Source organism: Citrobacter sp. Cpo069, from assembly GCF_030332785.1.
GTDB lineage: Bacteria > Pseudomonadota > Gammaproteobacteria > Enterobacterales > Enterobacteriaceae > Citrobacter > Citrobacter portucalensis.
Window position 1 is genome coordinate 1 of sequence record NZ_JAOWHD010000030.1, and the last position, 23571, is coordinate 23571.

Annotated in this window: 19 protein-coding genes and 1 riboswitch; of the genes, 6 read left to right on the top strand and 13 right to left on the bottom strand. The window is 52.4% G+C overall.

Going from position 1 to position 23571, the window contains the following annotated elements; genetic code table 11:
- Window positions 1-112: 112 nt before the first annotated feature.
- Window positions 113-964 carry a glutamate racemase gene (gene murI / locus OGY08_RS01005; protein ID WP_003847829.1) on the bottom strand — a complete coding sequence of 284 codons (852 nt, stop codon included), beginning with the start codon at window positions 962-964 and terminating at the stop codon, window positions 113-115.
- On the bottom strand, window positions 909-2765 hold the full coding sequence (gene btuB, locus OGY08_RS01010; RefSeq protein ID WP_032945649.1) for a TonB-dependent vitamin B12 receptor BtuB: 1857 nt from the start codon (window positions 2763-2765) through the stop codon (window positions 909-911). Before btuB ends, murI begins: the two co-directional genes overlap by 56 nt.
- Window positions 2766-2830: 65 nt before the next feature.
- A riboswitch (cobalamin riboswitch) is annotated at window positions 2831-3017 on the bottom strand.
- A gap of 115 nt (window positions 3018-3132) precedes the next feature.
- Here btuB and trmA point away from each other — a divergent pair.
- Complete coding sequence (trmA, locus tag OGY08_RS01015; RefSeq protein ID WP_125363036.1) at window positions 3133-4233, top strand: tRNA (uridine(54)-C5)-methyltransferase TrmA; 1101 nt, start codon at window positions 3133-3135, stop codon at window positions 4231-4233.
- 45 nt (window positions 4234-4278) lie between these two features.
- Here trmA and OGY08_RS01020 read toward each other — a convergent pair whose 3' ends face one another.
- Complete coding sequence (locus tag OGY08_RS01020) at window positions 4279-4638, bottom strand: YijD family membrane protein (RefSeq protein ID WP_003825114.1); 360 nt, start codon at window positions 4636-4638, stop codon at window positions 4279-4281.
- Between the two features lie 15 nt (window positions 4639-4653).
- Window positions 4654-5289, bottom strand: coding sequence for an HTH-type transcriptional repressor FabR (fabR, locus tag OGY08_RS01025; RefSeq protein ID WP_003028862.1), 636 nt, complete (start codon window positions 5287-5289; stop codon window positions 4654-4656).
- 191 nt (window positions 5290-5480) lie between these two features.
- Here fabR and sthA point away from each other — a divergent pair, with 191 nt between their 5' ends.
- Entirely contained in the window at window positions 5481-6881 is a 1401-nt protein-coding gene (gene sthA / locus OGY08_RS01030; protein WP_003028860.1) for a Si-specific NAD(P)(+) transhydrogenase, read from the top strand.
- Here the strand turns inward: sthA and oxyR are convergent.
- From oxyR to argC, 4 genes are all read right to left on the bottom strand, one after another.
- The gene (gene oxyR / locus OGY08_RS01035) at window positions 6864-7781 is read right to left on the bottom strand and encodes a DNA-binding transcriptional regulator OxyR (RefSeq protein WP_008787060.1); all 918 of its coding nucleotides are present in this window, start codon (window positions 7779-7781) and stop codon (window positions 6864-6866) included. The two genes, sthA and oxyR, sit on opposite strands and share 18 nt — an antisense overlap.
- 332 nt (window positions 7782-8113) lie before the next feature.
- Window positions 8114-9484 (bottom strand): argininosuccinate lyase, encoded by a 1371-nt coding sequence (argH, locus tag OGY08_RS01040; protein WP_048237070.1) that lies wholly within the window; start codon window positions 9482-9484, stop codon window positions 8114-8116.
- Between the two features lie 108 nt (window positions 9485-9592).
- Window positions 9593-10366 carry an acetylglutamate kinase gene (gene argB, locus OGY08_RS01045; protein ID WP_048237071.1) on the bottom strand — a complete coding sequence of 258 codons (774 nt, stop codon included), beginning with the start codon at window positions 10364-10366 and terminating at the stop codon, window positions 9593-9595.
- Between the two features lie 10 nt (window positions 10367-10376).
- Window positions 10377-11381: an N-acetyl-gamma-glutamyl-phosphate reductase gene (gene argC, locus OGY08_RS01050; protein WP_125363038.1), complete on the bottom strand. Its 1005-nt coding sequence runs from the start codon at window positions 11379-11381 to the stop codon at window positions 10377-10379.
- Window positions 11382-11536: 155 nt separating this feature from the next.
- Here argC and argE point away from each other — a divergent pair, with 155 nt between their 5' ends.
- The 4 genes from argE to OGY08_RS01070 all read left to right on the top strand — a co-directional run bounded on the left by argE (window position 11537) and on the right by OGY08_RS01070 (window position 18565).
- Entirely contained in the window at window positions 11537-12688 is a 1152-nt protein-coding gene (gene argE / locus OGY08_RS01055; protein WP_003825137.1) for an acetylornithine deacetylase, read from the top strand.
- Between the two features lie 269 nt (window positions 12689-12957).
- The gene (gene ppc / locus OGY08_RS01060) at window positions 12958-15609 is read left to right on the top strand and encodes a phosphoenolpyruvate carboxylase (RefSeq protein WP_003825139.1); all 2652 of its coding nucleotides are present in this window, start codon (window positions 12958-12960) and stop codon (window positions 15607-15609) included.
- A gap of 210 nt (window positions 15610-15819) precedes the next feature.
- Window positions 15820-17553, top strand: coding sequence for a phosphoethanolamine transferase CptA (locus OGY08_RS01065; RefSeq protein WP_057068739.1), 1734 nt, complete (start codon window positions 15820-15822; stop codon window positions 17551-17553).
- A 151-nt stretch (window positions 17554-17704) separates the two neighbouring features.
- Complete coding sequence (locus tag OGY08_RS01070) at window positions 17705-18565, top strand: helix-turn-helix transcriptional regulator (RefSeq protein ID WP_032945642.1); 861 nt, start codon at window positions 17705-17707, stop codon at window positions 18563-18565.
- Here the strand turns inward: OGY08_RS01070 and OGY08_RS01075 are convergent.
- The 5 genes from OGY08_RS01075 to OGY08_RS01095 form a co-directional block, all read right to left on the bottom strand.
- Window positions 18552-18908, bottom strand: coding sequence for a PTS fructose-like transporter subunit IIB (locus OGY08_RS01075; protein WP_008787052.1), 357 nt, complete (start codon window positions 18906-18908; stop codon window positions 18552-18554). The genes OGY08_RS01070 and OGY08_RS01075 overlap by 14 nt on opposite strands.
- Window position 18909: 1 nt before the next feature.
- Window positions 18910-19788: a [formate-C-acetyltransferase]-activating enzyme gene (locus OGY08_RS01080; RefSeq protein WP_057068737.1), complete on the bottom strand. Its 879-nt coding sequence runs from the start codon at window positions 19786-19788 to the stop codon at window positions 18910-18912.
- Complete coding sequence (locus OGY08_RS01085) at window positions 19754-22051, bottom strand: formate C-acetyltransferase (protein WP_125363039.1); 2298 nt, start codon at window positions 22049-22051, stop codon at window positions 19754-19756. The genes OGY08_RS01080 and OGY08_RS01085 overlap by 35 nt, the downstream gene beginning before the upstream one ends.
- Window positions 22052-22152: 101 nt before the next feature.
- Complete coding sequence (locus tag OGY08_RS01090; protein WP_003825151.1) at window positions 22153-22473, bottom strand: PTS fructose-like transporter subunit IIB; 321 nt, start codon at window positions 22471-22473, stop codon at window positions 22153-22155.
- Window positions 22474-22487: 14 nt separating this feature from the next.
- The gene (locus tag OGY08_RS01095; protein ID WP_003825153.1) at window positions 22488-23567 is read right to left on the bottom strand and encodes a PTS fructose transporter subunit EIIC; all 1080 of its coding nucleotides are present in this window, start codon (window positions 23565-23567) and stop codon (window positions 22488-22490) included.
- Between the last annotated feature and the right edge of the window lie 4 nt (window positions 23568-23571).

Sequence of the window (23571 nt, forward strand, 5' to 3'; positions counted from 1 at the left end):
CTTGTAATCCGTTGTTCCGTGTCAGTGGAGGCGCATTATAGGGAGTTATTTCAGGCTGACAAGGGGAAATTTAAAATAACCTTCCGAGTGCGTATTTTTTCATCAAAACCACTTAAACTGACAGTTTTTCGAGCGTTTTAAAGCCATAGCGCTGTAGCACAGGCAATAATTGTTCAGCTTCTGTCGTCATTGCCATACAAAATGCAACGTTCTCATCGGTTGATTTCGCATCTGGTGCTTCATGCTCTAACAACCAGGCCGTGCGGCGCGCTATCGCGGCACCAGAATCCACCAGTCTCGTCCCCTCGGGAAGGACCTGTAAAAGTTCTTCCTGTAATAGAGGGAAATGAGTGCAACCGAGCACTACTGTGTCAGGTGGTTCAGACATCCGCAGCCACGGACGCAGAATACGCCGCAGCTCTTCCAGAGAAACTGTTTCACCGTGCAGCTTCGCTTCCGCAAGTTCCACCAGCTCAGCAGAACCCAACATTGCAATTTGGCATTCGTTAGCGAATCGCGCAATCAGCTCATGGGTATACGACCGCTTCACCGTTGCACGTGTAGCCAGTAGCCCCACAACACCGTTCGCCGTGAGTCGCGCTGCCGGTTTAATCGCAGGCACCACGCCCACAACCGGGAAAGCAAATTTCTCACGTAACGCAGGGAGCGACACCGTGCTTGCTGTATTACACGCGATGACCGCAAGAGAGAGGGGATAGCGCTGCTGGACCGCAGTCACAATCTCAACAACACGCTCGACGATAAACTCCTCGCTCTTCTCTCCATAAGGAAAAGCGACGTTGTCGAAAGCGTAGATATAGTGGAGATCCGGCAGAAGACGCCGGATCTCGTCATAGACCGACAACCCACCGACGCCGGAATCAAACACCAGCACGGTGGGACGGGGATCAGAAGGTGTAGCTGCCAGACAAGGTGTATTCCCGTCCTGCAGTTGCGTAGCCATAAACTGTCTCGTAATCTTTATCGAACAGGTTGGCGATTTTACCACGAACTGTCAGCTGTGAGGTGATTGGATATGACACTCCGATATCCCACAAGCTGACGCCGCCCAATTTAACATCACGATTATTGTCATAATCATTATCGTAACGTTCACCTATATATTGATAAGCAACGTTCCACCCCAAGTCCTGAACCTGCCCAGTTAACTCATACTTAACCTGCTGTTTTGCTCGGCGATAGAGTACCTTATTCGTATCATCATCCCGCGGGTCAACATACTGTAGCGTCAGGTGATGATCTACTGGGCCAGTCGTAACATTCCCAGTCCATTCCAGCCCTTTAATCGTGGCTGACTTAACGTTGACATACTGGTTATTCTTGTAATCGATCAGGTTTTGAATTTCATAATGATATGCAGAAAGACGCCAATCAAGCGGCCCTGTCAATCCATCAATCCCTGCTTCCCACTGTTTAGATTCTTCCGGTTTCAAATTCGGGTTGGCTGCAATACCCGGCCCATAGGAAGAGGCAAAACGCGTAGCCCCGTATTGCTGACCAAGTGAAGGAGCCAGGAAACCTGTGCCATAAGAGAGCGTTGCACGGTAGCCATCAACAAACTCCCAGCCTGCAGCAGTCTGCCAGGTGCCATGCCAGCCGAATTGTTCATCATGATCTTCACGGCCTGATGCTTCCAGCGTGACGCTATCAATTTGTTGTTGCCCAGTTAGATAAAGTCCGGTCGTATCACGTTTATAAGCGTCCGATTTCGTGGTACTACTGGAAGTCAGCTTTTCTTGTTTCCAGTCGACACCACCGCTAATCGCTCCATGCCCAACCTCAACGTTATTTCCCCACTGAATATAGCGCTGTTCCATATTATCCAGCGTAGCATCCCCCGCATAACGACCGAGTTGATTGCTATAGTTGTAATCTTTGAGATGCTGGTAGTTAGCAATCAGTTGGGCGGAATAGATACCTGAGCTGTAACGAAGGCCGGAATCCCAGGACTGAGTGTAATTCTGAGCTTCATCATTACCGCCAGCATAGCCATAAGAGCCCTGATCGTAATCGCTATTCGCCGTGTAGCCGTAACCACGGAAGAAACCGGAGAAGTTATCGTTAAATTTGTGCTGCAAGCCGCCCCAGAACAGTTTGTTGCGATAACCATCGCGATCGCTGTCACCGCTGTAAGGGGAATCAGGTTGAATGTTAAAACCTTTGGTCGTCTGGTAAGCGCCAGCCGCCGTCACCATCGTGTCACCAAATCGTTTATTTATCGTGCCGTCGTAGGTCTGATAACCATCAGTCCCCATACCTGCGTTGATCTGTGATTTCTCTTCATTACTCATCGTAATGATGTTCATCACACCACCGATCGCACCAGATCCGTACACAGCTGAACGCGGCCCGCGAATATATTCAACACGTTGCACCAACGATACCGGAATCTGACCAATATCAATCGCATTACCGATGCCTGCACGCGCCATCGGCACGCCATCAATCAATACCAGGACATGCCGGGACTCAGTACCGCGAACATACAGCGAGGAGCTTTTCCCCATACCGCCGCTTTGCGAAATATCTACGCCCGGCAATCGGCGCATGACATCATTGAGATCTTTTGACTGCCAGCGCTGAATATCTTCACGCGTCACCACATCAGTGGGGGCAAGGACAGTATTAACAGGCTGCTGAAAACGGTTGGCAGTAACAACGAGAGTATCTGGGCTAGTATCCTGTGCCCAACCAGAAAATGCCGTGACGGAAAGTGCCGTGCACAGCAACGATTTTTTAATCATTGTAAAGCATCCACAATATAAGAAGGATGCCGCAGGTCCCACCGATAGTACGCGATGATGAAAGCCAGATGCGACGTTAGCCGGCAGGTCTTCGGGCTTGGAGGCAACTTAAAGAGACGATGACTTCCCACGGCATGCCGCAGTGTCTGCACCAGGTGCGCTCATCCCCTACCTTCCTTACCGCTGCGCGTCAGCTCCAGATTCACACTGGATTCCCTTTTAACTCACAGGACCGGAAAACGGATGCTACAGTTTGTTACAACCCACTGTCCAGACTGCGTATCACAATATCGGAAATCATCAATGACTGGACATCTGATGAGCAATCCCTACAATCCCCGCGTACTTTTATTTTTCAGGACGCATCATGACCCCCGAACACCTTCCGACAGAACAGTACGACGCACAGTTAGCTGAAAAAGTGGTGCGTCTGCAGAGCTTAATGACGCCATTTTATGCACAGGCTCCGGAAGTGTTTCGCTCACCGGTCAGCCACTACCGTATGCGCGCGGAATTCCGTTTGTGGCATGACGGTGATGATCTGTACCACATCATGTTCGACAGCCAGACCAAAAACCGTATCCGTGTCGACAGCTTCCCGGCAGCCAGTGAGCTTATCAACACGCTAATGACGGCAATGATCGAAGGCGTTCGCAACAACCACGTCCTGCGTCACAAACTGTTTCAGATTGATTACCTCACAACCCTGAGCGGTCAGGCGGTGGTATCGATGCTGTACCATAAAAAGCTGGATGATGAATGGCGTCAGGAAGCTGAAGCGCTGCGGGATGCGCTACGGGCGAAAAACCTGAATGTGCATCTGATTGGCCGGGCAACCAAAACCAAAATCGAGCTGGATCAGGACTACATTGACGAACGCTTGCCGGTTGCGGGTAAAGAGATTATCTATCGCCAGGTTGAGAACAGCTTCACCCAGCCGAACGCCGCCATGAATATTCAGATGCTGGAGTGGGCGATTGATGTCACCAGGGGCTCAAAAGGCGACCTGCTGGAGCTGTATTGCGGCAATGGCAATTTCTCGTTAGCCATGGCACAAAACTTCAACCGCGTACTGGCGACGGAAATCGCCAAGCCGTCCGTTGCTGCTGCACAGTACAACATTGCGGCTAACCAGATTGAAAACGTACAAATAATCCGCATGGCGGCCGAAGAGTTTACTCAGGCGATGAACGGCGTTCGCGAGTTCAACCGTTTGCAGGGAATCGATCTAAAGAGTTACCAGTGTGAAACTATCTTCGTTGACCCACCGCGCAGCGGTCTGGACAGCGAAACGGAGAAAATGGTGCAGGCGTATCCGCGCATTCTGTACATCTCCTGCAATCCGGAGACGCTGTGTAAAAACCTGGAAACGTTAAGCCAGACGCACAATGTTTCACGTCTGGCGCTATTCGATCAGTTCCCGTATACGCACCATATGGAGTGCGGCGTGTTACTGACCGCGAAGTAAGTGATGTCCTGGCCGGGGGCGCTTCGCTTGCCCGGCCTACAAATATTACTCCGCAATTTCCTGTTTACGGTTACGCACTTTAAAGCCGATCCAGAACACCAGAATCACAGACAGTACCGCCGGGAAGAAGTTAGAGCCGATATCCGGATATTCAGCGCGTACCACGGTGCTGTACAACAGAACGCCGAGGATAAAGCAGGCGGCAGCCAGGCCCGGCAATCCCACAGGCATGGTGCGGTTCTGATAGCGTTGATGCAGACAATACACCGTCAGCACCAGCGAAATGATCGGGAATACTGAGAATGGCACAATGGAGCTAAACAGCGCCGCAAATGTACCATTGATCGATAAGCCAGCAACCAGCGCCAGCAGCAGCGTACCTTTATCTTGACCTGACTGTTTCATTGCTTGTCCTTCTCGTTACTCGGAGTGGTGCGTCATCTTCTCTTGTTCACGGCGGTACCAATAAAATGCGCCTTTCGCGATCATGCGTAGTTGCAATACCAGCCGCTCTTCCAGCTGTCGGCGCTGCTCAGCGCCAACATCCAGTGCTTCTGCCCCGGCGCTGAACACAATGGTTACCATGGCTTCGGCTTGCGCTTCAGTAAACGCACGAGGCATATGGTTTTCGAGTTCCAGATAGTCCGCAAGTTCCGCAATGAAGTGCTGAATTTCACGAGCGACCGCTGCACGAAACGCTGCGGATGTCCCCGAACGCTCGCGCAATAATAAACGGAAGGCGTTGGGATTGTTGCCGATGAACTCCATAAATGTTGAGACCGAGGTGCGGATCACACTCCCGCCCTTCGCGATACGCTGGCGCGCCTGGCGCATCAACTGACGCAGCATCAGACCGCTCTCGTCCACCATCGTCAGGCCGAGTTCATCCACATCGCGGAAATGGCGATAAAACGAGGTTGGCGCAATGCCCGCTTCACGAGCGACTTCGCGTAAACTGAGGCTGGCAAAACTACGCTCAGCGCTGAGTTGACTAAATGCGGCTTCTACCAGCGAACGCCGGGTTTTCTCTTTTTGTTGCGCTCTAACGCCCATCACGATGTCTGAATCCTTCCATATACCTTGCTGGCACTATACCAGAGATTAGGCGGTTGGCATGGCTTTGTGAATGATTGTTTACGCGCAGTTTGTGCTTCGACTTCGCAAAAAAGCACAACGATAATTGGGTTATCTCAACAACGATGTTACTATTCTGTTGCTTTTATGTATAAGAACAGGTAAGCCTGACCATGTCACATTCTTACGATTACGATGCAATAGTAATAGGTTCCGGTCCCGGCGGCGAAGGCGCGGCAATGGGTCTGGTTAAGCAAGGAGCTCGCGTCGCGGTAATTGAGCGCTATCATAACGTCGGCGGAGGTTGTACCCACTGGGGCACCATCCCGTCGAAAGCTCTCCGCCACGCCGTCAGCCGCATTATTGAATTCAATCAGAACCCACTGTACAGCGACCACTCCCGACTCCTTCGTTCTTCTTTCGCTGATATTCTCAACCACGCTGATAACGTTATTAATCAGCAAACGCGTATGCGGCAAGGATTCTACGAGCGCAACCACTGCGAAATTTTGCAGGGAAATGCCCGTTTTGTTGATGAACACACGATCGCCCTGGAATGTCACGACGGTACGGTGGAAACGCTGACTGCGGATAAGTTTGTTATTGCCTGCGGTTCGCGTCCTTATCGCCCTGTTGATGTCGACTTTTCGCATCCCCGGGTTTACGACAGTGACTCTATCCTGAGCCTGCACCACGAACCCCGTCATGTGCTGATTTATGGCGCGGGGGTCATTGGCTGTGAATATGCGTCGATCTTCCGTGGAATGGACGTCAAAGTTGATTTAATCAACACCCGCGATCGTCTGCTGGCATTCCTCGATCAGGAGATGTCCGACTCGCTCTCTTACCACTTCTGGAACAGCGGTGTGGTCATTCGCCACAACGAAGAGTATGAGAAGATTGAAGGTTGCGATGACGGCGTCATCATGCACCTGAAGTCCGGTAAGAAACTGAAGGCCGACTGCCTGCTGTACGCCAATGGCCGTACCGGTAATACCGATTCGCTGGCGCTGGAAAACATTGGTCTGAAAACCGACAGCCGCGGGCAGCTCAAAGTGAATAGCATGTACCAGACGGCGCTGCCGCATGTGTACGCAGTAGGGGATGTAATTGGTTATCCGAGCCTGGCATCGGCGGCCTACGACCAGGGACGCATTGCCGCCCAGGCACTGGTAAAAGGCGAGGCCACCGCGCATCTGATCGAAGATATCCCAACCGGGATTTACACCATTCCGGAAATCAGCTCCGTTGGTAAAACCGAACAGCAGCTCACGGCAATGAAAGTTCCATACGAGGTTGGCCGTGCCCAGTTTAAGCATCTGGCACGTGCACAAATCGTGGGTATGAGTGTCGGAACGCTGAAGATCCTGTTCCATCGCGAAACCAAAGAGATTTTGGGGATCCACTGCTTTGGGGAGCGCGCGGCCGAAATTATTCACATCGGACAAGCGATAATGGAGCAAAAAGGTGGTGGTAACACTATCGAGTACTTCGTTAACACCACCTTTAACTACCCAACCATGGCAGAAGCCTATCGGGTAGCGGCGCTAAATGGCTTAAACCGCCTGTTTTAACGCACTGTCGAAATGGCCATCCATTGATCCACGGATGGCCTCTGCCAGCTGTTCATAACGGCTGCGCAGCGGCGAACCAGGACGGTACACCAGACCAATCGTACGACGCGGTTCGGGTTTAATGCATGGCAGATAAACGACACCATCACGCTTACGCTCCGGTGGAACGGCCAGCGCAGGCAGTAAGGTAATACCACTGCCTGCCGCCACCATGTTACGCAGCGTTTCCAGACTGGTTGCCCGAAAATGGGTATCTTCATCAGCACCCGCTTCAAAGCAGAAACCCATCGCCTGATCGCGCAGACAGTGGCCATCTTCCAGCATCAGCAGTTTTTCACCCGCCAGATCGGACATCGGTACACAGTCACGGTTTGCCCATGGGTGGTCTTCATAGATCGCCAGCATCATAGGCTCATCAAATAACGGTACTTCGATGAACGCCTCACTCTCTTTGACCAGCGCCAGAATGACGCAGTCGAGCTTGCCGCTATCCAGTTGCGCCAACAGCTGATGTGTCTGCGCTTCATGGAGATACATCTCCAGTTTTGGGAAGGTCTGGTGCAACATCGGAATAATATGCGGCAGCAGGTATGGCCCCACCGTTGGGATCAAACCAATATGCAGCGGGCCAGACATTGTCTCGCCTTGTTGGCTTGCCATCTCCTTGAGCACTTTGACCTCGCGCAGCACGGTGCGCGCCTGATCCACCAGCAGCAAACCGGCCTGGGTGAACAGCACCTTGCGACTCGTACGCTCCAGCAACATGACGCCAAGCTCATCTTCCAGCTTGCGGATCTGCCCGCTCAGCGTGGGTTGGCTAACGTGACAGGAGTCTGCCGCTCGTCGGAAGTGACGATGTTCGGCTAGCGCCACCAGGTATTCAAGATCACGAATATTCATTATTCATCCTCCATCGCCACGATAGTTCGTAGCGATAGGTAGCATAGCAACGAACGATTATCCCTATCAAGCTTTCTGTTTAATAATGCACCACAGAAACGGAACGGTACCCCTTTAACCCTTGAAGCTACTGTCCGTTTGAGAGTTTCTCTCATACTCGAAATAACTAAAGCCAACGTGAACTTTTGCGGACCTTGAGTCCGCATTTTTTTGCATAAAAAAAGCCCGGCGTCGCAAAGCTCGCCCGGGTTATGGTTTGGTAGGCCTGATAAGCGTAGCGCCATCAGGCAGAACGGCGCACAGTGCCGGATGGCGGCTTCGCCTTATCCGACCTACAGGCGTGCCTTCGCGTAGTCGATCGCCTGCGCAACCTGCTGCGGCGACACGCCACCTTTCGCTGCACGTTTATCCAGACACGATTGCAACGAGAGGATCGGGTAAACGTCATCGCCAATCACCTGGCTGAACTTTTGTAAGTCGGCAAGCGACAGCGCTTCCAGCGGTTTGCCCTGACGAATCGCCTCGACCACCGTTTCCCCCACAATATGGTGCGCTTCGCGGAACGGGACGCCTTTCGCCACCAGATAATCCGCCAGCTCAGTGGCGTTAGCATAACCCTGCTGCGCCGCTTCCTGGCAACGCGGACGTTTCACCTGGATTCCATCCAGCACCAGCGCGGCCATATGCAGACAGTCCAGCCAGGTGTCGAGCGCGTCGAACAGCCCTTCTTTGTCTTCCTGCATATCTTTGTTGTATGCCAGTGGAAGGCCTTTTAAAGTCATCATCATGCCGGTCAGCGCACCCTGCACGCGACCGCATTTGCCACGGATCAGCTCCAGCGCATCCGGGTTTTTCTTCTGCGGCATCAGAGATGAACCGGAAGTCACACGGTCGGAGAGTTCAACAAAGCCCGCTTCGCCGGTGTTAAAGAAAATCAGATCTTCAGCAAAACGCGACAGGTGTACCATGCCGATAGAGGCGTCGGAGAGTAACTCCAGCACGTGGTCACGGTCAGAAACGCTGTCCAGGCTGTTGCGCGTTGCCGAGGCAAAGCCCAACCAAGCCGCCAACTGCTCGCGATCGATTTCATACGCCGTACCCGCCAGCGCGCCGCAGCCTAACGGACTGACGTCCAGGCGTTTGAGCGCATCCTGCAAACGGCTCTCGTCACGCGCCAACATTTCAACATAGGCCAGACACCAGTGAGCAAACGTCACCGGCTGCGCACGTTGCAGGTGGGTGTAACCCGGCATGACGGCGTCCTGGTTATTCTCCGCCGTCACCACCAGCGCAGTTTGCAACTGACGATTGGCCGACAGTAATTCGATAACCGTATCTTTGCACCACAGCTTGAGATCGGTCGCGACCTGGTCATTACGGCTACGCCCGGTATGCAGTTTTTTACCAAGCTGGCCGACTTTATCAATCAGCTTACCTTCCACCCAACTGTGAATATCTTCGGCATCGCTTTGCAAAATCTGCTGAGGATTCGCGCGAACCTCTTCCAGCAGGTTATTCAGCGCCTCTTCCAACTGCAGCTGTTCATCGGCAGTCAGTACACCTACCGTTACCAACGCTTTGGACCAGGCCACAGAGCCAACAATATCCTGTTCTGCCAGGCGGTAGTCAAAACGCAACGAGTCGTTGAACTGTTTGAACCGCTGATCTGCTGCCTGTGTAAAACGCCCACCCCAAAGTGCCATAACGAATTTCCTTAATATGATATTTTTGCCCGGTGGCGCTGCGCTTACCGAGCCTACAAAACCCACGTAGACCGGATAAGGCGAAGCCGCCATCCGGCACATTAATAGTTAAGCCAGAATACGCGTACCAATTGGCGTGCCGTTAAACAGCGCCGGAAGTTGCTCTGCATGACGCCAGGAGGCGATATCCACCGGACGGCCCAGCGTACGCGCGGCATCCAGCGCTGCATTCACCTTCACGATCATGCCATCGGTAATAATGCCCTGTTCAATCAGCTGTTCCGCTTTCGCCGCGGTCATTTCGGCAATGCGCTGGCCTTTGCCATCCAGAATACCGCTCACATCAGAGAGCAGGATCAGATCCGCACCCAGTGTTGCCGCCAGCGCCGTTGCAGCCTGATCGGCATTCACGTTCATCAGCAGACCATCATCAGTGACACCAATAGAGCTCACTACCGGCAGAAAACCGCTTTCCAGCAGCGTGTTAATCAGCTTAGGCGAACCCGGCTGCGCCAGTCCAACATGACCCAGTTCTTTATCGAGCGGCGTCACTTTTACGCTGTCGCCATCGCCAAGATACAGACCAACAGACGCGATGTGATGCTTTTTCGCCCAGGCCAGCAAGGTTTTATTCGCCGTTCCCGCCAGGGCACCGGTAATAATTTCAATTTGATCGGCAGGCGTGACGCGCAGACCATTTTTCTTTTTCACCGGCAGATTCAGCTGCTTCATCAGCTCGTCGACCACGCAGCCGCCGCCGTGCACAATGACCAGCGGACGCTGGTGCGACTCACGATAATTCACCAGTGCGGTAAACAGACGCTCCAGCGCCTCTTCGCTATCCAGTAAAACGCCGCCCAGCTTGATAATTAATGGATTCATTGTTGCACCCTTAAATAAGAGACTGCGTTTGGGCAAAGCCAAAACGAATATTTGCGCACTGCATCGCCTGTGACGCCGCGCCTTTCAATAAGTTGTCTTCCGTCGCCACAACGATCAAATGCTCACCCTGCACAGCAAACCCGATATCACAGAATGGTAATCCAACCACGTTCTTCAACGCTGGAACCCCTTTGTCATACAGACGCACCAACGGTTTATCGCCATACGCCTGTTGCAGCGTCTGCGCTACCCGAGCATGAGTTACGCCCGCGTTAAGGCGGCAAGTGATAGTTTCCAGAATTCCGCGCGGGAAGTTGCCCAGATGCGGGGTGAAAATCACTTCAGCCCCCAGATGAGTAGCGATTTCCGGCTGATGACGATGGGTAAACACGCCATACGGTTGCAGGCTTACTTCGCAAAAACTGTTAGAGATAGCCGCTTTACGGCCCGCGCCGCTTACGCCGCTGGTCGCATTAATTACCGGCCACTGGCTGAGATCCAACAGCCCGGCATCAATCAGTGGTTTCAGCGAAAGCTGCGCCGCCGTCGGGTAACAACCCGGCACAGCAATCAGATTCGCTTCTTTCAGTTGGTCTTCGTTCCATTCCGCCAGCCCGTAAACTGCCTGCTCCAGCAGATCGGGATGCTGATGGGTAAAACCATAATATTTTTCATAGAACGCGCCGTCATTTACGCGAAACGCGCCAGAGAGGTCAAACACCACGCAACCGGCCTGCAAAAACTGCGGAGCCAGGTCATGACTTACCTCATGAGCCGTTGCGAGGAACACAACATCCACCCCTGCGCTAAACTCGCTGATATCTGACATTGGCTGCAACGTTAAATCGACAATGCCTTTCAACTGCGGATGCAAATCGGAGATTAATTTTCCTGCATCATTGCTTTGCGCTGAGACGGTCAAAGCGGTTATGGTCATATCAGGATGGCGATTTACATAGGTCACAAGCTCTGCGCCGGCATAGCCACTGGCGCCCACAATCAGCGTATTCAACATCGGGGCTGCTCACCTTCTTAGATTCTGTTGCCAGGTATAAGCCTTTATCACCTCACCTTACACTTGGTGGGTTTTATTACGCTCAACGTTAATGTATTTTTATTCACAAATACTGCATGAATATTGATACTATCATGACCCGAGGTGTGTCAACAATGAAAAACAATTTACCGCCATTTATCGAGATTTACCGCGCTCTGATTGCCACGCCATCGATTAGCGCTACCGAAGAAGCGCTCGATCAAAGCAATGCAGGTTTAATCACTCTGCTGGCAGGCTGGTTTAAAGATTTAGGCTTCAATGTGGAGGTCCAGCCGGTTCCCGATACGCGAAATAAATTCAATATGCTGGCGAGCATTGGACAGGGCGCTGGTGGTCTGTTGTTGGCGGGCCATACCGATACCGTACCCTTTGACGACGGACGCTGGACGCGCGATCCGTTCACCCTGACCGAGCATGACAATAAGCTCTATGGTTTGGGTACGGCGGACATGAAAGGCTTCTTCGCCTTTATCCTCGACGCGTTGCGTGATGTCGACGTCACGAAGCTGAAAAAGCCCCTCTACATTCTGGCCACTGCTGACGAAGAGACCAGCATGGCGGGAGCTCGCTACTTCTCTGAAACCACTGCTCTGCGCCCAGACTGCGCGATTATTGGCGAACCCACTTCACTGCAACCGGTTCGCGCACACAAAGGTCATATCTCTAATGCGATACGCATTCTGGGACAATCGGGTCATTCAAGCGATCCGGCGCGTGGTGTTAATGCGATTGAACTGATGCATGATGCCATCGGCCATATCATGCATCTGCGCGATGACCTGAAAGCGCGCTATCACCATGATGCCTTTACCGTTCCGTATCCAACGTTAAATTTGGGACACATCCACGGCGGCGACGCCGCCAACCGAATCTGCGCCTGCTGCGAACTGCATATGGATATTCGCCCGCTACCGGGTATGACGCTAAACGATCTCAATGGGTTACTTAACGAAGCGCTGGCCCCTGTCAGCGAACGCTGGCCGGGTCGCCTGACCATATCGGAACTGCATCCACCGATTCCAGGCTATGAGTGTCCACCTGACCATCAACTGGTAGAGGTGGTTGAGAAACTGCTGGGCGCACAGACTGAAGTGGTGAACTACTGCACCGAAGCGCCATTTATCCAGACGCTTTGCCCGACGCTGGTATTGGGTCCAGGTTCTATTAATCAGGCGCATCAGCCGGATGAATATCTGGAAACGCGCTTTATTAAGCCAACTCGCGAATTAATCACCCAGGTTGTGCATCATTTCTGCTGGCATTAACTGCTTGTCACCCCACTAATCCTTTAGTGGTAAGCGGGGTGATTTTTTAACATTTCCATAAGCAACGCTTATTTGATTGGATGTGAATTAAATAACGTAAATTCACGGCATTTATTCGTTTGCTGAACCGATTTCGCAGCAATTGACGTCACGTGTTTTACGTGGCTTTATAAAAGACGGCTAAAAAGTTAAGTCCGCAAGATTTCGCGTGATAGTCAGGCGTGAAAGATACAGGACATATTCAAAATAGATGGGGTGTCTGGGTTAATATGAACGAACAATATTCCGCGTTGCGTAGTAATGTCAGTATGCTCGGCAAAGTGCTGGGAGAGACCATCAAGGATGCGCTGGGAGAGAACATTCTTGATCGCGTAGAAACAATTCGTAAGCTGTCCAAATCATCTCGCGCTGGCAATGAAGTTAATCGCCAGGAATTGCTCACCACACTGCAAAATCTGTCTAACGACGAGCTGCTGCCGGTTGCCCGCGCATTTAGCCAGTTCCTGAACCTGGCCAACACCGCCGAGCAATACCACAGCATTTCGCCAAAAGGCGAAGCAGCCAGCAACCCGGAAGTGATTGCTCGCACTCTGCGTAAACTGAAAGAGCAGCCCAACCTCAATGACGCCACCATCAAGAAAGCCGTAGAATCACTCTCTCTGGAGCTGGTACTCACCGCCCACCCGACCGAGATCACTCGTCGTACGCTGATCCATAAAATGGGTGAAGTGAACGCCTGCCTCAAGCAGCTTGATAACAAAGACCTCGTCGATTATGAACGCAACCAACTGATGCGCCGTCTGCGTCAGCTCATTGCCCAGTCCTGGCATACGGATGAGATCCGCAAGCTGCGCCCAAGCCCGGTTGATGAAGCTAAATGGGGTTTCGCGGTAGTTGAAAACAGCCTGTGGGAAGGTGTACCGAACTACCTGCGTGAGCTGAATGAACAACTGGAAGAGCATCTGGGTTATAAGCTGCCGGTTGATTTTGTCCCGGTTCGATTTACTTCCTGGATGGGCGGCGACCGTGATGGTAACCCGAACGTAACGGCAGATATCACCCGTCACGTGCTATTACTCAGCCGCTGGAAAGCGACAGACCTGTTCCTGAAAGACATCCAGTTTCTGATTTCTGAGCTGTCGATGGTGGATGCCACGCCGGAGCTGATGGCGCTGGTAGGCGAAGAAGGCGCAGCTGAACCTTATCGCTATCTGATGAAAACCCTGCGTTCTCGTCTGATGGCAACCCAGGCCTGGCTTGAAGCCCGTCTGAAAGGCGAGAAATTGCCGAAACCTGCGGGACTTCTCACCCAAAACGAACAGCTTTGGGACCCGCTTTACGCGTGCTACCAGTCTCTGCAGGCCTGTGGCATGGGTATTATCGCCAATGGCGAATTGCTCGACACCCTTAGGCGCGTGAAGTGTTTCGGTGTACCGCTGGTGCGTATTGATATTCGTCAGGAAAGCACCCGTCATACTGAAGCCCTGGGCGAACTGACCCGTTATCTGGGTATTGGCGACTACGAAAACTGGTCGGAAGCGGATAAACAGGCTTTCCTGATCCGCGAGCTGAATTCCAAGCGTCCGCTCCTGCCGCGTAACTGGGAACCGAGCAACGACACCCGTGAAGTGCTCGACACCTGTCGGGTCATTGCCGAAGCCCCATATGGCTCCATTGCCGCCTATGTTATCTCGATGGCGAAAACTCCGTCGGATGTGCTGGCCGTGCATCTGCTGCTGAAAGAAGCCGGAATTGGTTTTGCTATGCCGGTCGCTCCGCTATTTGAAACGCTGGACGACCTCAACAATGCCGATGACGTCATGTCTCAACTTTTAAATATCGACTGGTACCGCGGCTTTATTCAGGGCAAACAGATGGTCATGATTGGCTACTCTGATTCCGCAAAAGACGCGGGCGTGATGGCGGCCTCCTGGGCGCAATACCAGGCTCAGGACGCGCTAATCAAAACCTGCGAAAAAGCCGGTATCGAACTGACGCTGTTCCACGGTCGCGGTGGTTCCATTGGTCGCGGCGGCGCGCCTGCCCATGCGGCGCTACTCTCTCAACCGCCGGGCAGCCTGAAAGGCGGTCTGCGCGTGACAGAACAAGGGGAGATGATCCGCTTTAAGTACGGCCTGCCGGAAGTGACCATCAGCAGCCTGTCGCTGTACACCGGAGCAATTCTGGAGGCCAACCTGTTACCACCGCCAGAACCGAAAGATAGCTGGCGTCATATCATGGATGAGCTTTCCGATATTTCCTGCGAGCTCTATCGTGGATATGTGCGTGAAAACAAAGACTTCGTCCCTTATTTCCGCTCAGCGACACCGGAGCAGGAACTGGGTAAACTCCCGCTCGGTTCACGTCCGGCAAAACGCCGTCCGACCGGCGGGGTAGAGTCTCTGCGCGCCATTCCGTGGATCTTCGCCTGGACGCAGAACCGCCTGATGCTCCCGGCCTGGCTGGGTGCAGGTACCGCGCTGCAAAAAGTGGTTGAAGACGGCAAGCAAAGCGAACTTGAAGCCATGTGCCGCGACTGGCCATTCTTCTCCACACGCCTTGGCATGCTGGAAATGGTTTTCGCGAAAGCAGACCTGTGGCTGGCAGAGTATTACGATCAGCGCCTGGTCAAAAAAGATCTGTGGCCGTTGGGTGCAGAGCTACGCCAACGCCTGGCAGCAGATATCGATGTCGTACTGGCGATTGCCAACGACTCACATTTGATGGCCGACCTGCCGTGGATTGCCGAGTCCATTCAGTTAAGAAATATTTATACTGACCCGCTAAACGTATTACAGGCAGAGCTGTTACACCGCTCACGCCTGGCGGAAGAGCAAGGCAATGCACCGGACCCACGCGTAGAACAAGCATTGATGGTCACAATCGCTGGTGTCGCCGCTGGTATGCGCAATACAGGCTAACGTCCCTCCCCCGTCGCCTTCGTGCTATTATTCGGAGGCGACGGCAAAAACCGCTGTTACAACCACTTCATTTTCAATATATTCCCCCTCGAATATATTCATCAAATGAATATAAAGATGGCAAAACACGATCCTAAGATCGTGATGCTTCAGTTCCTCTTAATGTTTAAGTGCTACTCTTGGCGCTACAATTAAAGACAGGCTTACATTATGCAATCCTTACACCCCCAGTCTAAACCTAAATTTAGCTGGAAAGCCCTGGGCTGGGCGCTCCTCTATTTTTGTTTTTTTTCCAGTTTACTCCAGGTCGTTATTCTCTTATCCGGCTATAGCGGAACTAATGGTTTACGCGACTCCTTGCTGTTCAGTTCGCTGTGGTTGATTCCGGTATTCTTATTTCCAAACCGTATCCGCGTTATTGCTGCCGTCATTGGCGTAATGCTATGGGCAGCCTCGCTGGCTGCTCTAAGCTATTACGTCATTTACGGACAAGAGTTCTCGCAAAGCGTTCTGTACGTAATGTTTGAAACCAATGCGAACGAAGCCAGCGAATATCTGAGCCAGTATTTCAGTCTGAAGATTGTCTTGATTGCGCTGGCCTATACAGCTGTGGCAATTCTGCTATGGACACGTCTGCGTCCTGTGCATATTCCATCGCCATGGCGCTATCTGGTGTCGTTTGCACTGTTATACGGTTTGATTCTGCATCCGATGACGGTGAACACGTTTATCAAACATAAACCATTTGAAAAAACGTTGAATGGTCTCGCCTCACGCATGGAACCAGCTGCACCATGGCAATTCATCTCCGGTTATTATCAGTATCGTCAGCAGTTGACCGCGCTGAACAGCCTGCTGAATGAGAACAATGCCCTGCCGCCGTTGGCCAACTTTAAAGACAGCTCAGGTGATGCACCGCGTACGCTGGTACTGGTGATTGGCGAATCAACGCAACGTGGCCGCATGAGCCTGTACGGTTACCCACGCGAAACAACGCCGGAACTGGATGCACTGCATAAATCCGATCCTAACTTCACCGTGTTCAATAATGTCGTGACCTCCCGTCCGTACACCATTGAAATCCTGCAGCAGGCGCTGACCTTTGCCAACGAGAAGAACCCGGATCTGTATCTGACTCAGCCGTCCCTGATGAACATGATGAAACAGGCAGGTTATAAAACCTTCTGGATCACCAATCAGCAGACGATGACCGCCCGCAACACCATGCTGACGGTGTTCTCTAAGCAGACGGATAAACAGTTCTATATGAACCAGCAGCGTACGCAAAGTGCGCGCGAATATGACAGCAACGTGCTGGCACCGTTTAAAGAAGTACTGGCCGACCCTGCACCGAAAAAGTTCATCATCGTGCACCTGCTGGGAACGCATATTAAGTACAAATTCCGCTATCCGGATGGTCAGGGTAAGTTCGACAATAATGTCGACAATGTGCCCGCAGGCCTGAGTGACGATGAGCTGGAAGCCTACAACGATTACGACAGCGCGAATGTCTACAATGACCATATCATTGCCAGTCTGATCAAAGACTATAAAGCGACCGATCCGAACGGCTTCCTGCTGTACTTCTCCGATCATGGGGAAGAGGTATACGATACGCCGCCGCATAAAACGCAGGGTCGTAATGAAGACAACCCAACGCGTCATATGTATACGGTGCCGTTCCTGCTGTGGACCTCGGAAAAATGGCAGGCCGCACACCCGCGTGACTTCTTACAGGATGTGAATCGTAAATACAGCAGCTCAGAGCTTATCCACACCTGGTCTGATTTAGCGGGCTTCACCTATGATGGTTTCGATCCAACTCGTGCCATTACCAGCCCGCAGTTCAAAGAGACGACCCGCTGGATTGGCAACCCGTACAAAAAGAATGCCCTGATTGATTACGATACCCTGCCTTACGGCGATCAAATCGGTAATCAGTAACAGTCTGCCGGATGCGCTACGCTTATCCGGCCTACAGCTCGCAAAGACTTGTAGGCCGGATAAGGCATTAGCCGCCATCCGGCAATAATCACTTGAGGGCGATTGTTTTCAACGTTACTGTTTCCCTGTCTGCTGCCTGCAAGGGATTAACATGTATCACGACATCAGCCACCTGCTCTCTCGCCTGATCAACGGCCCCACACCGCTGCGGCAGATTTACTTTGCCAGCACCAGTAGCTCAACGCCGGAACTGGCGTATCAGGTCGATTTTCCCCGACTGGAGATTGTGCTGGAAGGTGAATTCATCGATAACGGTGTTGCTGGCGCATCCGCGACGTTACAGCCTTGCGATGCCTTGTTCGTTCCGGCTGGTGGCTGGAACTTTCCACAGTGGCTCACACCGGTGACCACGCTCAGTATATTATTTGGCAAACAGCAACTGGGTTTTAGCATCGTGCAGTGGGACGGTAAGCAATATCAAAACCTTACCCGCCAGCACGTCGCGCGCCGTGGACCGCGTATTGGCTCATTCCTGCTGCAAACGCTCAATGAAATGCAGATGCAGCCGCAGGAGCAGCAAACCGCCAGGCTAATCGTTGCAAGCTTACTGAGCCACTGCCGCGATCTGCTCGGCAGCCAGATCCAAACCGCATCACGCAGCCAGGCGCTTTTCGAAGCCATTCGCAACTATATTGACGAACGCTACGCTTCACCGCTCACCCGAGAATCCGTCGCGCAGGCGTTCTACATCTCACCCAATTATCTTTCCCACCTTTTTCAAAAAACGGGCGCTATCGGTTTTAACGAATACCTGAACCACACGCGACTGGAACACGCAAAAACGCTGTTGAAGGGTTACGAATTGAAGATTAAAGAGGTGGCGCACATTTGTGGGTTTGTTGACAGCAACTACTTCTGCCGCCTGTTTCGCAAAAATACAGAACGTTCACCATCAGAATACCGTCGGCAATACCACAGCCAATTGACGGAGAAAGAAGCTAATCCAGAGTAAGATGTGTGTGCTGTGGCGCTGAAAGCAGCTTTCGCACGGCGCTCATCACCCGCTGCGGCTCACGCAGAAATGCGCTAATGCCCGACTGAACATATCGGCTCTGCGTAAAACGCTCTGCTCCTGCCAGTTCAATATCAGTAATGAGCAACACCACATCAGCGCGGTTAATATCCTCTTCCGTCAGGCGATTTTCGGTACCCAGTGCCCCTTGAGTTTCGATCTTGATGCTCCATTTTTCCTGCTGGCAAAGTTTCTCCAGCCGCTCAGCTGCCATATAGGTATGGGCTACGCCGCTTACGCACGCGGTGACAGCAACCAGATATCGTACAGGTGCGATGGTCATACTATCCTCCTACTGTTACCTGAAATCCGGCGCATTCTGCCATCTTACGTATAATATCCACCTCTTGCGCTGTCGGTACGGGCACTTCTTTCATCAACCAGGGCAAACCGAGCAGGCTGTATTTGGGCTCGCCATATTGATGAAACGGTAGCAGGTGTACCTGTTTTATGCCTAGTGATGACAACATCGTCAACACATGCTGCGTGTTATCTGAATTCATCGTAAAGCCCGGAATCAGCGGCAGGCGAAGTATGACATTAACCCCTTCCTCCACCAATAGCCGTAAATTCGCCAGTACACGCGGTAGGTTCATGTTGATGACCTCACGAGCCAGATCTCCATCCATTATTTTGAGGTCGAACAACACCTCATCACACTCTTTTGCCAGCGATAACAAGCGACCGGCCGGCGCATCGCCAGCCGTTTCAATTGCACAGCGCACATCCCAGCGCCGCAGACGTTGCAGGAACCGTGTGGCAAAGGGCGCTTGCATCAGCACTTCACCGCCGGAAAGCGTTACCCCCCCACCAGAAGAGCGAAAGAAAATATCATCTTTCATCACTTCACGTTCCAGATCGTCCAACGTGATATCACGACCAATACGTTCAAATGCCCCAGAGGGACACTCGTCGGCATCACGCAGACAGGGTGTACAGTGCAGACATTTACTCTCCCGCCGTACCGTTTCAATACGTGGCGAGAGTGATTCCGGGTTAGCACACCAAGGGCAGGTATGCGGACAGCCTTTAAAAAAGACGACCGTACGAATACCCTGCCCATCATTCAGTGAGTAACGCTGAATGTTGAATATACGCGCGACTTCCTCGCCTCGTGGGTCAATTACCTCACAGTTGATGCGCGGTGCGGCGAATAATGTCATCCTGGATCTCCTTCGACAACTCGACAAAGAAGGCGCTGTAACCCGCCACGCGCACCACCAGCCCGGTGAAATCCTGCGGGCGCTGCTGCGCTTCGCGCAATGTGTCGGCATTCACCACGTTAAACTGGATATGCTGGAGTTTGAGCTGGGTAAATGCCCGCAGAAAATCCGCCAGCTTGCGTAAACCGGCCTCACCTTCCAGTGTGGCTGGCGTAAACTTCACGTTCAGCAACGTCCCATTGGAAAGCAGTGTGTTATCCAGCTTGCTGACCGACTTCAATACCGCCGTCGGTCCTTGCATATCCTGTCCCAGCATCGGCGACAGCCCCCCATCTGCCAGTTGCTCCCCGGCTAAGCGGCCATCCGGTGTTGCCCCAACGACCGAACCCAGCGGCACGTGTGCAGAGACGGTATACGAACCCGGCGTAAATTGCCCGCCGCGCGGATTCTGGTATTTCTCTACCTCTTTGCAGTAATGACGTAGCAGTTCGGCGCTAATGTTATCTACATCATCGATATCGTTGCCGTATTTTTCGAAGCGATTGATCAGCCTGGCGCGAACTTTCTCGCCTTCCGGGGTAGCAAAGTTATCTTTTAGCACCGACAAAAGTTCATCAAAAGATAAGCGCTGTTGTTCGAATACCAGCCCATTGAGCGCATGCAGCGAATCGCTCAGGTTTGCAATACCGATCCCCTGTACGCCGGAGAAGTTATAACGCGCACCGCCGTCGGTAATATCGCACCCTTTATCCAGACAGTCGCTAATAAACGAGGAGAGCAGCGGCACCGGCGCCCAGTCGCGGTGACCGATATCGCAGATATTACTGCCCTCCACCATCAACGTGATGTAGTGGCTGATTTTGGCACGAATATGCGCCAGGAGATCGTCGTACGTCAGAGTACGGTTGCCTTCGTTCTCATGCAGACAAATTTCCATCACTTTCAGCAGATTAAACATAGCGATATCGTGCAAACCGTATGTTCTGCCTGGAATAGACAGCTCGACACAGCCTACTACCGCGTAATCCCGCGCATCTTCCAGCGAAACACCGCGATTCAGAAACGCGGGCACCACCACTTCATCGTTAAAGATTTGCGGGATGCCGGTACCAAGACGAATGGTCTGTGCTGTTTTCATCAGGAACGGTGTATCGATCAACGCATTCGTGCGCACACCGAGGTTTGGTTGTGGTAGCTGTACGTTCTGATACGCATCAAGACAGAGGAAAGACAATACATTTACCGCACTACGACCATTCTCCGTCAATCCCCCCAGTAGCGCGGTGTAGCCTGTTGGGAAGCCAGCGAAGTAGCGCGCACTGCTGGTGGAACGCAGCAGTACGATGTCATTACATTTCACCCACAGGGATTCGAGGATCTCTTGTAAGAATGCTGGGTCTTCCCCCTGGGTCAGCGAGGCCTGATAAAACGGCAGCATATACTGGTCGAAGCGTCCGAGTGAAAGAGAACTGGCGTTGGATTCATATTGCAAAATAATGTTCATGTACCAGAACAGCTGACATGCCTGCCAGAAAGTTTGCGGCTTGCTTTGAGCGTTATGCCGAGAGTTTTCAGCAATCGTCAGTAATTCCTGGCGTCGCTGCGCATCCGGGCAGCTTTCCGCCATCTTCTCTGCCAGCATAGCGTAACGCAGAATATGGTTTTGCGAAGCCTCAAGCAGCAGCAGCGCAGCCTGATAAAAGTGATTCTCCGGCTGCTGCAGACAATGCGCTCGCATCTGCGCTACCAGTTCGCCAAGCCCATGATTCAACAGGCGTGGATAATCAATAATGATATGTCCCTGACCTTTGTCAGTCTGGTTAATGCTAAAAATCTGGGTACTGACGGCAGCTTTAACCTCATCGGTCATCTGACCGTTGATGAAATCTTTCATCGACCGCTTTTCCCAGTACGGATACAGCACATCGCGATAGAGATGTTTATCCTCTTCGCTGATGTCAAAACGGTCCTGCGGACGGGTTGGAAACTGCTCCAACTCTTTAAGCAGCCAGTAAGGATCCATTTCCGGTGACATAATGCCCGCACGCGGTTTAACAGTACGGTTTCCGGCAATCAGTTCCTCATCACGAATCGAAATCTCAACGTGCTCAAGAATATATGCGGTGGCTTTCGCCCGACGCAGAATAACCGGCTCTCCCTCCGTCTGCTGGTGGCTGGCGGTATATAACAGCGCACGTTCAAGCGAAATTTCACGGTTGTTCTGAAACAGAGCGTTTTTTAAACGTTGGATACGGTTCGTCATGAGGAACTCCTGCGGAAATAGTTGCCTGATGGCGCTACGCTTATCAGGCCTACGCATCTGTAGGCCGGATAAGGCGAAGCCGCCATCCGGCAAACAAACGGTTAAGCGGTTTGCGCCAGATGCGCGCCAATCTTGTTCATGATGGCGTCGGCACGTTTCACTGCATCGCTGATGTTGACGCGAACGATAGTTTTGCCCGCAAAACGTTCTTCAAATTTAATACCAATGTCCTTGGTCAGAATGACCATGTCGGCTTCCGCCACATCCGCCGCGGTCAGTTCGTTTTCCAGACCGATCGAACCCTGAGTCTCAACCTTTACTTGCCAACCTTTAGCTTTAGCGGCGCTTTCCAGCGCTTCGGCTGCCATATAGGTGTGGGCAACGCCAGAAGGACATGCGGTTACTGCGATAATCTTGGTCATGACTCATTCCTCACTTAATTCATTTCAAAATCTAAATCTAGGTCATCTTCTTTCTGATCGACCTGAGACACTTTTTTCCGCGCCAGACTTTTCAGTACGTTAACGCACACGGCGGTCACTACAGCACCAACGGCAACCGCCGCGATATAACCCAGTTTTCCTTCCACTACAGGCAGAACAATCAGCCCGCCCCAGCCGGCATAACACTGCGCACCAAACAGGGCGGCGGTTACCGTGCCACAGGCGGAACCCACCATAATCGATGGAATGACACGCAGCGGATCGGCTGCAGCAAACGGAATCGCGCCTTCCGTTACGCCAACGCAGCCCATTACCAGCGCAGCTTTACCGGCTTCGCGTTCTTCAGAAGAGAAATTCTTACGACCAATCAACGTCGCCAAACCTAAACCCAGCGGCGGCACGCAGATCCCTACTGCGGCGATTGCCACGACGGTATAAACCCCCTGCGCCACGCAAATCAGCATGAAGGCGTAGGCAACTTTGTTAATTGGCCCTCCCATATCGAAGGCCAACATCAGTCCCATAATTACCGCCAGCAGCACAATGCTGCCCTGCTGCATACCCTGCAGCCACTCGGTCAGGCTAGTGGTTAACGCGCCAACAGGCTCCCCCAGCCCCCACATCATGATGCCTGCGGTGATAAAAGTGCCGACGATGGGAATAACGAAGATAGGCATTACCGAACGCAACACCTTATGTACGGGGATCTTCTTCAGATAATGGACAACGATACCGCCAATAATCCCAGCAATTAATGCGCCAAAGAAACCTGCACCGAAGCTGTTTCCCACCCATGCGCCAATCGCACAAGGGGCCAGAGCAGAACGTTCAGCGATGGAATAGCCGATATAAGCAGCAAGAAATGGCACCATCAAAGTCAACCCGGCGACGCCAATATCAAACAGCTTTTTAAGATTAGGATCGGTCGCAGCATCCGGTACCGCGCCTTTGCCATACAGCATGACGGAGACAGCCAGCAAAATACCGCCCGCTACTACGAAGGGGATCATATGCGAAACACCGGTCATCAGGTGCTGACGAGTATTTTTCAGGATTTGTACCAACTCTTTCATAAGT

Excerpts from the sequence above, each read along its gene's own strand:
- murI (WP_003847829.1), bottom strand. The coding sequence starts at position 964 with ATGGCTACGCAACTGCAGGACGGGAATACACCTTGTCTGGCAGCTACA.
- btuB (WP_032945649.1), bottom strand. The coding sequence starts at position 2,765 with ATGATTAAAAAATCGTTGCTGTGCACGGCACTTTCCGTCACGGCATTT.
- trmA (WP_125363036.1), top strand. The coding sequence starts at position 3,133 with ATGACCCCCGAACACCTTCCGACAGAACAGTACGACGCACAGTTAGCT.
- OGY08_RS01020 (WP_003825114.1), bottom strand. The coding sequence starts at position 4,638 with ATGAAACAGTCAGGTCAAGATAAAGGTACGCTGCTGCTGGCGCTGGTT.
- sthA (WP_003028860.1), top strand. The coding sequence starts at position 5,481 with ATGTCACATTCTTACGATTACGATGCAATAGTAATAGGTTCCGGTCCC.
- oxyR (WP_008787060.1), bottom strand. The coding sequence starts at position 7,781 with ATGAATATTCGTGATCTTGAATACCTGGTGGCGCTAGCCGAACATCGT.
- argH (WP_048237070.1), bottom strand. The coding sequence starts at position 9,484 with ATGGCACTTTGGGGTGGGCGTTTTACACAGGCAGCAGATCAGCGGTTC.
- argB (WP_048237071.1), bottom strand. The coding sequence starts at position 10,366 with ATGAATCCATTAATTATCAAGCTGGGCGGCGTTTTACTGGATAGCGAA.
- argC (WP_125363038.1), bottom strand. The coding sequence starts at position 11,381 with ATGTTGAATACGCTGATTGTGGGCGCCAGTGGCTATGCCGGCGCAGAG.
- argE (WP_003825137.1), top strand. The coding sequence starts at position 11,537 with ATGAAAAACAATTTACCGCCATTTATCGAGATTTACCGCGCTCTGATT.
- ppc (WP_003825139.1), top strand. The coding sequence starts at position 12,958 with ATGAACGAACAATATTCCGCGTTGCGTAGTAATGTCAGTATGCTCGGC.
- OGY08_RS01065 (WP_057068739.1), top strand. The coding sequence starts at position 15,820 with ATGCAATCCTTACACCCCCAGTCTAAACCTAAATTTAGCTGGAAAGCC.
- OGY08_RS01070 (WP_032945642.1), top strand. The coding sequence starts at position 17,705 with ATGTATCACGACATCAGCCACCTGCTCTCTCGCCTGATCAACGGCCCC.
- OGY08_RS01075 (WP_008787052.1), bottom strand. The coding sequence starts at position 18,908 with ATGACCATCGCACCTGTACGATATCTGGTTGCTGTCACCGCGTGCGTA.
- OGY08_RS01080 (WP_057068737.1), bottom strand. The coding sequence starts at position 19,788 with ATGACATTATTCGCCGCACCGCGCATCAACTGTGAGGTAATTGACCCA.
- OGY08_RS01085 (WP_125363039.1), bottom strand. The coding sequence starts at position 22,051 with ATGACGAACCGTATCCAACGTTTAAAAAACGCTCTGTTTCAGAACAAC.
- OGY08_RS01090 (WP_003825151.1), bottom strand. The coding sequence starts at position 22,473 with ATGACCAAGATTATCGCAGTAACCGCATGTCCTTCTGGCGTTGCCCAC.
- OGY08_RS01095 (WP_003825153.1), bottom strand. The coding sequence starts at position 23,567 with ATGAAAGAGTTGGTACAAATCCTGAAAAATACTCGTCAGCACCTGATG.